Annotated in this window: 2 protein-coding genes; both read right to left on the bottom strand. The window is 57.8% G+C overall.

The window, feature by feature from the left end:
* Positions 1–38: 38 nt before the first annotated feature.
* Positions 39–467 (bottom strand): type ISP restriction/modification enzyme, encoded by a 429-nt coding sequence (locus tag ACODSN_RS16395; protein WP_489056554.1) that lies wholly within the window; start codon positions 465–467, stop codon positions 39–41.
* Positions 464–699 (bottom strand): type ISP restriction/modification enzyme (locus ACODSN_RS16390; protein ID WP_489056553.1); only part of this gene is annotated, 236 nt, incomplete at its 5' end. The genes ACODSN_RS16395 and ACODSN_RS16390, both read right to left, overlap by 4 nt.

Raw genomic sequence — 699 nt, 5'->3', positions numbered from 1 at the left:
AGGTGGGTCACTTCTCGATGAAAACCCCGGGTCACTTCTCAACGGCAATCAACACGCTTGCCGCCGAATTTCATTTTCTCCACCCGGTAGAACTTCACCGGGTCCGGGATATGCGCCAGCGCCAATGCGCCTTGAGCGATGGTGACGGGGAACGGTTCCGCCTGTTCGAAATTGACGTGCAGCGCCGCCAAGTCACGCCCCGCCTTAGAAAAATGCCAGAAGTCAGCAGCGGTTTTCACGCGGGGGATGCGTGGCAACTGCTTGGTGAGGTTGTCGGCAAAACGGGCGCGGTATTCCTCTGAATGCAGCAAGCCATAGGTGTAGTAGAACAAGTCTTTCTTGCTGATCGCCTGACCGGAATAGGCGGCCTGAAAATGCGCCAGCCCCGCATCGGTGATGCCATCGCGTCGCACGATACGGGTTTCGGTATGGCCCTGTTCAAACAGGCCGGGTTGGCTTTCGCTCATTCCCCGCCCTCCATCTCGTAGAGAAACATCGGAAAGCACTGACTGCCCTCGATATCCGCCATGTGAAGGCTCGGGAGGGCGTTGCTCATCAGTGCCGTGAAGGGCTGTTTCTGGCCCCCGCTCGACGTGCAAATCACCAAGTTCCGTTCTTGCGCCTCCGTCAGTGTTGGGTATAATTGTGCTGTGCTGTGCTGTGCTGTGCTGTGCTGTGCTGTGCTGTGCTGTGCTGTGC

This window comes from Sphingobium sp. FG11, from assembly GCF_057809915.1.
This window is presented reverse-complemented; position numbering and strand designations above follow the sequence as displayed.

What these genes read in the sequence shown, in the direction of transcription:
- ACODSN_RS16395 (WP_489056554.1), bottom strand. Translation starts at nt 467, where the DNA reads ATGAGCGAAAGCCAACCCGGCCTGTTTGAACAGGGCCATACCGAAACC.